General features: G+C 36.0%; 7 protein-coding genes and 2 pseudogenes. 2 read left to right on the top strand and 7 right to left on the bottom strand.

Features of this window, described 5'->3' with window-relative positions; genetic code table 11:
• Position 1: 1 nt before the first annotated feature.
• Positions 2-4,558, bottom strand: a complete 4,557-nt coding sequence (locus MKY70_RS29470; protein ID WP_341026696.1) for an amino acid adenylation domain-containing protein — start codon at positions 4,556-4,558, stop codon at positions 2-4.
• 14 nt (positions 4,559-4,572) lie between these two features.
• A complete protein-coding gene (locus MKY70_RS29465; protein WP_341026693.1) occupies positions 4,573-5,835 on the bottom strand; it encodes an MFS transporter in 1,263 nt (420 codons plus the stop codon).
• Between the two features lie 483 nt (positions 5,836-6,318).
• Between MKY70_RS29465 and MKY70_RS29460 the strand changes: the two genes are divergently transcribed.
• Positions 6,319-7,023 (top strand): IS6 family transposase, encoded by a 705-nt coding sequence (locus MKY70_RS29460; protein ID WP_341026691.1) that lies wholly within the window; start codon positions 6,319-6,321, stop codon positions 7,021-7,023.
• A gap of 154 nt (positions 7,024-7,177) precedes the next feature.
• On the opposite strand, the gene MKY70_RS29455 is transcribed toward MKY70_RS29460, so the two are convergent.
• The 5 genes and pseudogenes from MKY70_RS29455 to MKY70_RS29435 form a co-directional block, all read right to left on the bottom strand.
• A complete protein-coding gene (locus MKY70_RS29455; RefSeq protein WP_002017202.1) occupies positions 7,178-7,453 on the bottom strand; it encodes a hypothetical protein in 276 nt (91 codons plus the stop codon).
• 349 nt (positions 7,454-7,802) lie between these two features.
• On the bottom strand, positions 7,803-8,000 hold the full coding sequence (locus MKY70_RS29450; RefSeq protein ID WP_002017201.1) for a hypothetical protein: 198 nt from the start codon (positions 7,998-8,000) through the stop codon (positions 7,803-7,805).
• Between the two features lie 450 nt (positions 8,001-8,450).
• A pseudogene (locus tag MKY70_RS29445) lies at positions 8,451-8,630 on the bottom strand (ArpU family transcriptional regulator); the annotation flags it as partial.
• 137 nt (positions 8,631-8,767) lie between these two features.
• Positions 8,768-9,398 (bottom strand): annotated as a pseudogene (locus tag MKY70_RS29440) (Holliday junction resolvase RecU).
• 2 nt (positions 9,399-9,400) lie between these two features.
• Positions 9,401-9,577 carry a hypothetical protein gene (locus tag MKY70_RS29435; RefSeq protein WP_002017198.1) on the bottom strand — a complete coding sequence of 59 codons (177 nt, stop codon included), beginning with the start codon at positions 9,575-9,577 and terminating at the stop codon, positions 9,401-9,403.
• A gap of 131 nt (positions 9,578-9,708) precedes the next feature.
• Between MKY70_RS29435 and MKY70_RS29430 the strand changes: the two genes are divergently transcribed.
• Positions 9,709-10,017, top strand: coding sequence for a hypothetical protein (locus MKY70_RS29430; protein WP_341026684.1), 309 nt, complete (start codon positions 9,709-9,711; stop codon positions 10,015-10,017).
• Positions 10,018-10,328: the final 311 nt, after the last annotated feature.

Below are 10,328 nucleotides of genomic sequence, written 5' to 3'. Positions count from 1 at the left end.
TTTACACCCTCTTCTTTGTTAATTTAAGTAATACTTTGCTCAAGCTTTCTTCCGTAAGATCCTCAGCATCAGCAAAATCTGATACTGTAAAAGCTGACTCTGTTGTTGGTTTATTTATAAGCTGACGAAGATGCCTCAACATACCATCTGCTATCGCTTGAATTTTTAATCTAGAAAACTGTTCTCTACTATATATCCAAATAAAATGTAATTTCTCATCTTTTACCATACCGATAACATCAATTAGATGCGATGGCTTGGAATCTGGAGCATGATCTAAAAATGTAAACCCTGTCTCTTGCATAAACAAAGATTCCTTTGAAAACACTTGATCAAATTGGCCCAAATAGTTAAAGCTTATTGAAGGCTTTTGCTGATAAAACGGAAGTAATTCTTTTTTCAAGTAACGTAAAATACCATAATCAACTCCACGATTCGGAATTTGACGCAATTGATCTTTTACAGCCTTTAATCCTTCAATAGGTGTTTTAGTTCCTTGAAAATTCAGATGAACAGGATAAATACTCGTGAACCAGCCCACTGTCCGTGATAGATCAATACCTTCAACCATCTCTTCTCTCCCGTGTCCTTCTAGATGAATAGAAACCGTTTGCTGATTTGTAAAATCGACGATAGCTTGTCCTAATGCCGCCAATAGTACCTCATTAATCCTTGTCTTATGAGTCACTGGAACTTCTTGTAACAATGCATGTGTTTCTTCTACTCCTAAAGTCCTCGTCACTTGATCAATCGATTCTTCTGTTGTTTCTTGCATTGGATAGTCCATTGGAATTTTCATCGTTTCTTTTTCTACCCGTTCATTCCAATAATCTTGTACTTCTTTTGAAATACCCGAATCACTGTATGCCTGCAGGCGTTCCGACCACTCTTTAAAAGATGTACTTTTCGCAGGTAGGCGAACTCCTTGACCTTGTTTCATCTGGTTATATACCGCCTGTAAATCTTCCAATAGAATTCTCCAAGATACCCCATCTACTACTAAATGATGAATCACCCAGAATATTCGATCATTTCCAGACAAGGTGTCTTCAAAGTAAACTACTCTCATTAACGGACCTGTAACTAAATTGAAACTAGTTTGAGTAATGTTCATCTCTTCTTGTATTACTTTATTCCACACTTGTTCATTAGCTTTGTTCCGTTTTACCACATGAAGTACAGAATGCTCATCAGTCCCTTCATTTCTCTGCCTCCACGTTCCATTTGGTAACTGTTCGTACCGGAAACGTAAAGCATCATGATGTTTTAGTAAGTTTAAGATCGCTCCTTCTAGTAACTTCACGTCCAATCTCTCTTTTACTCTTAAAAGCATCGATTGATTCCAATGCTCCGGACGTGAATGTTCTTGCTCGAAGAACCAGTACTGAATTGGAGTAAGGGGCACTTCTCCTGTCACAATTCCCTGCTCCGCTTGTACTCCCTGAGTTTCTATAGCCACTTGTGCCAACTCGGCAATGGTTGGGCATTCAAACATTTGCTTTGGAGTAAGTTTTAATCCCTCTTGACTTGCTTGAGATATGATTTGAATACTGAGAATCGAGTCGCCACCAATTTCAAAGAAATTATCATGGATTCCTACCTTTTTAACACCTAATACTTGCTTCCAGATGGTAGCCAGTATCTTTTCGTTACTATTCCGAGGGGCAACAGCTTCACTGTTAGTCTGCTCTTCCTCCGGCATAGGTAAGACCTCACGATCAACTTTACCGTTAGCTGTTAGGGGAATGGCTTCCATCGTCACAAATCTCGAAGGGACCATATAGCTCGGTAGTTTCGCTTTAAGATACTCTCGCCACGCACCTACATTTCCATCTCCTACAACATATGCTACTAATCGTTTGTCACCCGGTTGATCTTCTCTAACAATTACAACAGCCTCTTTTATAGATGCATATGCATTTAAAGTAGACTCAATCTCCCCAATCTCAATTCGGAAACCACGTATTTTGACCTGATGATCAATTCTTCCACGATAATCCAGATTCCCATCTGGCAAATACCTTGCTAAGTCTCCTGTCCGATATAATCTTGCTTTCGGATCACTACTAAATGGATGAGGTATAAAGCGCTCTGCAGTTAATTCAGGTCGATTTAAATACCCACGTGCAAGCCCTGCCCCGCCAATATAAAGCTCACCATCTACACCTATAGGTACAGGTTGTTGATAAGCGTCTAGTATATACACTTCTAAATCTGGAATCCGCTTTCCGATATTACTTCTTGAAGCATGCTGCACATCATCTTGAGTAATTGGATAATATGTAACATGAACGGTAGTTTCTGTAATTCCATACATATTAATTAGCTGCGGTTTTTTCTCCCCATACCTTTGAAACCACGGTAACAAGCTAATAGGTTCTAACGCTTCTCCACCAAATATCACATAACGCAGCTGCAAGTTTTTATTCTCATCTTCTTGTTCACACACCTGTATTAACTGTCGAAATGCGGAAGGTGTTTGATTTAGAACTGTGACTTCTGCATCTACCAACAATTGATAAAAATCTTTGGGCGATCGACTAATCCAGTACGGAACAACAACTAATTTCCCACCATATAATAATGCTCCCCAAATTTCCCATACTGAGAAATCAAATGCATAAGAATGAAAAAGCGTCCAAGTGTCTTTTTCATTAAACTGATACCAACAGTCCGTCGATTTAAATAAACGAATGACATTGTGATGCTCTATCATAACGCCCTTTGGATTCCCTGTTGATCCCGAAGTATAGATTACGTAAGCTAGGTTTTGAGAACTTACATCAGAAAACGGTAAGGTCTTACTTTCTTGCCCAATCTCATCTCTATCACGATCCAGGCAAATCGATTTAATATTTTCTGGTAACCATTTCAATTCTTTTAAACTTTCTTGCGTTACGAATAACTGAATGCCAGCATCCTCTAAAATATATTGAAGTCGCTGCTCTGGATATGTTGGATCAAGTGGAACATAGGCTCCACCAGCCTTCAAAATCCCTAAAATACCTACAATCATTTCTAGAGAACGTTCAACACACAGCCCAACTAAAGTATCAGGTCCTACTCCTTTTTTCTGCAGATAATGAGCTAACTGATTTGCACGTTCATTTAGCTCACTATAAGTAACTTTTCCTTTTTCATACGTAACTGCAATAGAATTTGGATAAATCATCGCTTGCTGTTCGAACAATTCATGAATAGTTACTTGAGGTGGAAAATCAAGCTTAGGATTGTTGAACTCTACTAAACTTTTTCTTTTATCTTCTTCTGAAATAATTTCAATCTCAGAAACCTTTTGCTTTGGGTTTTTAAATGTATTTTCTATTATTGCTAACATGGTTTTAAAAAAGCGGTTTATCTCTTCTTTAGAAAATAGCTCTTTACGATAGTCAATATGTACTTGTAAAGAGTCTATATCAGTCAAATTCTCAATATGTACTGCAAAATCTTGCATTTCTTCACCATTTGGAATCCAAAGTGAGTCACCACTTTCATCACGATCTCTATAATCAATCGTAGTTCCGAAAAGTCTAACATTGCTGTTGTTCTCTTTATTAATCTGCTTTAATAACAAATCAAATGGAAATTTCTGATGTCGTAATGATTTACTTTGTTTTCTGGACACTCGACCAATAAATGAAAGTACTTCTTCTTCAGGGTCGATATCCATTCTTAGAGGAACTGTACTCACCATCATTCCAATTAATTCCCGCTCCATTTTAGTCATACGATTGCCATAGGCCATTCCTAATGCAATATCAAGCGACGAGGTCCACCGATACATCGACAACGAAAACGCAGCAACAAAAAGAGTATATATACTAATTTTATAATCTTCAGAGAATTTTTCTATCTTTCTCTTCAAATACTCCGATAATATAAACGTCTCGCGTGATGCTCTCGTACTAACTTGGTACGCATTATAGGACTTCAATCCCGTCACAGATGGGAGTGTTTTGAATTCCTCTAGCCAGAATTTTTGATCTTTTTGAAAGCGACTACCATTCAAGTATGTTTGTTCATTGATTAGAAATTTAACATATGAATTTCTAAGTACGTCTTCATCAGTCTCGCTATGAATCTCATAATAATATTTAGCAATCTGACTAGTAAAAATTTGGATTGATAAACCATCCATGATAATGTGATGAACATTCCCAAAGACTGCACATTCATTATCGTTTAATTTTATTAAAGCAAAATAGTATAAATCAGAATCAAATAATGTAAACGTTTCTTGTGTTTTCTGCTCAATCCATTTTTCCAGCAAATCTGGATCTTTCACGGAACTGAAATCGAAAAACTCAAATTCTTGTTCTTCATGTTTAATAAAATATTGTTCAGGTTCCTGATGCCCATTTTCTTTTAGTCTGATGCAAAGACCATCATTTTCACTAATAACACGATTCACAACTCGGTTTAATTTTGAATAATCCATTTTTCTATGAAGTTTAAATAAAAACCTTAAATTACATATCCCTTTACCGGAATGAATAACTTCTGTATACCATATTCTCCTCTGTGGATGACTTAACGGATAACATTCTTCATTGGCCATAAAAAATCTTCCCTTCAAAAATTATTTACTCTTATAGGTTCTTGTTTATGTTTAACCCATATATATTTCTGTAGTGAAACCCCAATTACTCCAATGATGATGAGCCCAATACCCACATAAAAATAGAGTTCAATTACTCCGAAAAAGTGAACCAGTGGACCGCTCATAGCAGGAGAAATAATGAGGACTGCATTTGCTAAACTGCTTTGAATTCCAAATACTCTTCCGACCTGTTCTTGATGAGATTCTATTTGTAGAATAACTTGATTGGATACAAACATAAGTCCACTTCCAATACCAGCTATAAAACTAATCATATAGGCAAAAATGAGGGATGAACCAGGACTTATCAGAGTTATCAGACTAATACCTCCAAAGCCAATTCCCATTAAAGCAATGCCTCCACATATTACCCAACCATATTGAAAATGTTTTAATTTCTGAGTTAAGAATGCGCCAATTATTCCCCCAAGACCAATAATAGAAATGATGTATCCCATTTTACTCTTATCATTTGGGAACAAGCTCTTAAATAAAGTAGGGAACTGCGAGTCTACTAATTGTAATACTGCCATAGCTATTGTAAAGAAAATCATGGTTGATAATATCATCCGATTGGATAATACATAACCCCAACCTTGTAACCAAGCAGTCCAAGTACTTTGCTGTTTCTTTTCTATATGTTCTCTTGACAGAGATTCCTGTAACCTTATTGTGGGCAACAGAACCAAAGCAGCTAGTAAACAGCATATTGCCCTTATAATCAAACAAAACTCTGGCTGAAACCAGCTCAGTAACATTCCTCCTATAAGTGGGCCCAATATCTTGGTTCCTTGCTCAACTATCCCATTGATACTTACCGCTTTGGTAAGCAGATCAGGAGAAACAATCTGTCGTGTTAGTGTTTGCTGTGCAGGATAGTAAAAAACGGTGAAAATGGAACGAACCATTAATGCTAACAAAAGCCAATGAATATTTTGGACAAATAAAAGAACAATTGTTAATAAACCAACCATTAGATTACAAAACATCATAATTGGAATTTTTCTAAAGCGATCAGCAATCACGCCTGCCCATGAACTAAATATAATCCCAGGAAGTGCATACGCAACGGGAATTAATCCAATCATGGTGGGGTCTACTTCCCATTCAAAACTAACAATGGTCATAATGGCTAACATGTCAATAAATACTCCGAGCATAAGCAGTGAATACGCAGAGAAAACTTGTAAATAAATTGTATTTCTCCATAGACTTTTTGATTCGGTAGTTTTCATAAAAACGAGCTCCTTAAGTTTACTAAATAGGGACGATAGAAACTAATTGAGTGGGATACGAGACTTCTCCCGCCTCTTAAATCCTATTCTTTTTTTGCAGTTCGTTTGTGATAGTAATGAAATCAATAGCTTGCTTAGACTTTTTCAAAGACACTAACGCTCTAAAAGTGAGATATTGACTAACAATTAAATCATAACACTCCTATTAATGGGATTATTTTCTAAAGATAATATAGAAAATAATGAATATTCCGATTATTTTTTCTAAAAACCAGAAATATTTCTATTAAACAACTAAATTAAGATTAAATCGTATCGCAGATTTTAAATAATATTAATAAATAGAATCTATTTTGAACGTAAGAAATTTGTAAGGAATGGGTAAGGAAAAAGGGTTCTGGTGCAAACACTCCAAAAAGCTTGTAAGTAACCTCCTAAACTTGGACATACTGATACTAGTATTCTAAAAAGGATGTGATTGGTATGGAAAAGCAAAATCTATTCAATTGGAAACATTATCAACCGGATATTATTTTATTAACCGTGAGATGGTACCTACGGTACAACCTCAGTTTTCGTGATTTAGTCGAAATGATGGAAGAACGCGGGCTATCCCTTGCCCATACAACTATCATGCGATGGGTTCATCAATATGGTCCCGAATTAGATAAGCGCGTACGACGTCTGAAGTCAACCAATGATTCTTGGCGAGTCGATGAGACGTATGTGAAAGTCAAAGGTCAATGGATGTACCTATATCGTGCTGTTGATTCAAAAGGAAATACAATTGATTTTCATTTAAGCAAAACAAGAGATTATAGGTATGCAAAGCGTTTTTTCAAGAAAGCTTTGCGGTCTTTTCATGCTTCAAAGCCCCGTGTGATTACAGTAGACAAAAACCCAGCCTATCCTATAGCGATTGAAGAGTTGAAGAAAGAGAAAAAGATGCCTGTAGGCATCCAAATAAGGCAGGTAAAATATCTGAATAACATTGTAGAGCAAGATCATCGTTTTATTAAAAAGAGAGTTCGTTCAATGTTAGGATTGAAGTCTTTTCGTACAGCTACATCTATTCTTTCAGGAATAGAAGCGATGCATATCATTAAAAAAGGCCAACTTATTTTACGGGACAAGTCTGTCCAAAATGAAATGAAGTTTATTCATCAACTATTCGGAATGGCTGCATAAGAATAGATTCCATTAGGAATCTATATACCTCTTTCAAATAAATGCAATCTTTGCACCAGAACCTCAAATTGCAAGTCTATTTCATCCCTTAACAACAAACAAGACGCCACCAGGATAGCGGCAGCGCCTACGATAATTGCTATTGGTTTAATCGCTACCTTACCAACAATCCTAATTCACGTAGGATTCCCGAGAACGAATAACCATACGCAAAACCTACAATACGAATTCCTGGAGTGTATCTATGTTCTAAATCTTCATTGTACGTTTTCTTATAATACGCTAGTTTAGAATCAATGTTATGTTTGTCGTTAATAATTACTTCATCGCTAGGAAATCCATCCATTTCAATCTGAACAGCTACATACTCTGCTTCTTCATTTACAGCTTTATTAAAACACTTTTCTAACTCTTCTAATGTTATACCCATCACTACCCTCCTATTTTAATGTCCGTTTTACTCAATAAAAAAGAGCACCCACGTCAGTAGATGCTAAAATATGTGAATGGACTTCTCGATGAGCATTGAATAGGATATAAGCGGTTAGCTTGTCCTACACTATACTATATGATTTCTTTATTAAAATGGTTCATCAAAAAGGCACCTTATTCAGGTGCCCTTTCGTGAACATAGGGGTAACACTAAAACGCAGCAATAACCTTGATATCGTGGTGTCAATATCATTCTATGCTCGATATTCCCTAATATGCTGAATTGTTAATGTGTAATTTCTATATAACAAAGAAAAAAGCACCCGTTTTGGATGCTTTTTTTGTATTTAATCCTTCTTCTCTTTTACCACTAAAGAGAATACATTGTCCAAATTAATCATACGATCTCCAAATCTGAAGAATCTAGCTTCTCTTGCTTGTATAGAATTTTCTATAGCAGCAACTGTTACTGTCTTTTTATGCTCAATTTCAAATTCGTGTTGTTTACCATCGACTGCTTCTATGCTTATTATAAATTTTTTCATTTACTTATTCCCCACCTCTCCCAATCTATCTATTCGACAGAAAAGAAGAATATCCTACAAAACAAAAAGCCATCACCGAAGTGACAGCTCCTGAAGGGGAAGAGAGAGAACAAATGGCAATAAGTATCTCTTCAAGCCTCTGGTATTCTAGATACTCTCAGGCTTCTCCAAATCACCGCATCAACTAATATGGCTACACGCCCTGTGTCGATGACTGGGAGAAGACTAAGACTCTTCTCTTTTATACTCCGTAGAGTCGGCTACTTAATGTCATTTTCGCCAATATCGAGTTATAAAGGATTTATATCAAGACGCATATGTTTCTTCCTACGCCTTGTTTGAACCAACACATAAGACTGAGGAGGTTCAGCTGTATTGGCTCAAACAAAGAGCGGAAGCTCTCTGCTCTCGTTTTGGTCATTTAAGAATCTTGAGTAATTACTAATGAACAACCTTCCATTTACTCATATTCCTTGAATCACGTAACTCAGGATACAAACTGATCCCTTCTTGCTCCACGTCATTGCTGAATCGCATCTTGAGTACTCTGTATTCCTTTAATACGCTTACTACTTCCTTCTGTACTTTCTTATCATCGATATCCGGTAACAAAGTCAATTGTCTCTCCAAGTCGGAATCCCCCTATTTCAAATTTTGGTTTTTATATTCACATTAGGTACGTGAAATTTTAATATCTCATTGTTGAATAAGAGAAACATGCATAGCAAGTAGCCCCCACCATCCACTCTGCATGGTTCCGTTATCCATTATGCCTTTAATAATTTATGTTTCTTGTTGGCCATCTTCTCTTTTGCTGCTTCAATGTTATTTGCCACTTTCTTATGGTCCTGATCAAATTGAATCATGCCATCAAACATAACTGGAGCTACTGCTACTGCTTCATCTACATATTGCAAGTAATCAACTGGCGCTCGTTCTGTCTGATCTACTAAGTATCCATAAATATCAAAGTCTGCTCTTGGTATCGACTTCTTACCTTTTGGTTGTTGCGACATTCTTACGTAAGATTGAATGACTGATAGTGGCAAATACTGACTGGTCCTTACTAAACCCAATAAGGAAGAAACAAATCGCTCCCATCTTCTCCGCTGTCTCTAGATAATCCAATTGGTGCTGCGCGATGTTCTTTAAATCAAATCTATTTATCTCATTTGTAGACTTTGCTTCAAACGCTATAGCTCGTCCTTTATACACACCGTCATAGTCTACTGTGCTTTTTGACTCGTAATAACCATCTTTCACACGTCCATAAACCATTTTTAATACCTTCACAGAAGTCGGACGCTTGTTTATAAGCGCCACTCCCTCGCGTTGATACATTTCATTCGATAGATTGATAAGCATTTCAAAATCCATTCCACGGTTACCTTGTCCCATTTTTATTCCTTCATTTCTTTCTTGCATTCTTCAAGAAAATCAATAACTTCCTGAATATGCTCCTTTGTTGTCATACTCTCCATTACGTATCCTTCATCGTTATTAACATTGACCTTATTCCCTTTAAACTCCATTCCACACATTCCGTCTGAACCTAAAAGCTTTACGTTATCTTCCATTCTCTTAACCTCACTTTCTATTCAAAGGATTATTTTGTTAAAAAATTCATTTCAATTTCTAAACGCTATCTTTTTCTTTTATTTCCCATTAAAATTAAATGGAAAATATTTTAATAATATAGGAGAAAGCAATGAAACATAACATCAATCTATGGTCCTTTATTTTTTCTTTTATTTGCATTGGTTTATTCCTCTTATATCTTGAGATTGGTTCGATAGCCTCATCTGAAACGAAGATGTTTATTATGGATTCACTACCTATCCACCCTTTATTTTTCTTACTAGTTTTAACAACGGTAACCTTTTTTACTGGTATTAAAGGATTTTCTAAGATGAATAATTGGATTGCGATGCTTAGAAGCTTAGCAACAGTCCTACTAACACTTTTATTATCTGTGTTTTTAACACTATCTTTGATTGTAGGCTATGCATTAAGTTAAACGTATTTCCTCACTAATAAAACTCAATATTCCGCCAATTATACAGACACATGGTTATCCTTTCTCTGTTTTCCTTATATGAGCAGTTAGCTTTTGTTAGCTGCTCTTATTTTCTGTAATTGGTTACATTCACCTGATGTTTTCAACGTAATATTACGTTACGATATAAAAGAATAAAATATATTGAGCTGTTATACCATTACCCTAGGAAACTAGGGTTTTTATTTCTACAAAATGAAATTTTTATTAAATTGCTTATACTTTATTTCTCAACCACAACGTATGGAATTAGAATGAAATGAATGGTAATA

It is taken from the genome of Bacillus sp. FSL R9-9492 (assembly GCF_038007365.1).
Taxonomy (GTDB): Bacteria; Bacillota; Bacilli; order Bacillales; family Bacillaceae_G; genus Bacillus_A; species Bacillus_A mycoides.
The sequence above is the reverse complement of the archived record's forward strand: the minus strand, read 5'-3'. Positions and strand labels throughout refer to the sequence as shown.

Excerpts from the sequence above, each read along its gene's own strand:
- MKY70_RS29455 (WP_002017202.1), bottom strand. The coding sequence starts at position 7,453 with ATGGGTATAACATTAGAAGAGTTAGAAAAGTGTTTTAATAAAGCTGTA.
- MKY70_RS29430 (WP_341026684.1), top strand. The coding sequence starts at position 9,709 with ATGAAACATAACATCAATCTATGGTCCTTTATTTTTTCTTTTATTTGC.
- MKY70_RS29465 (WP_341026693.1), bottom strand. The coding sequence starts at position 5,835 with ATGAAAACTACCGAATCAAAAAGTCTATGGAGAAATACAATTTATTTA.
- MKY70_RS29460 (WP_341026691.1), top strand. The coding sequence starts at position 6,319 with ATGGAAAAGCAAAATCTATTCAATTGGAAACATTATCAACCGGATATT.
- MKY70_RS29435 (WP_002017198.1), bottom strand. The coding sequence starts at position 9,577 with ATGGAAGATAACGTAAAGCTTTTAGGTTCAGACGGAATGTGTGGAATG.
- MKY70_RS29470 (WP_341026696.1), bottom strand. The coding sequence starts at position 4,558 with ATGGCCAATGAAGAATGTTATCCGTTAAGTCATCCACAGAGGAGAATA.
- MKY70_RS29450 (WP_002017201.1), bottom strand. The coding sequence starts at position 8,000 with ATGAAAAAATTTATAATAAGCATAGAAGCAGTCGATGGTAAACAACAC.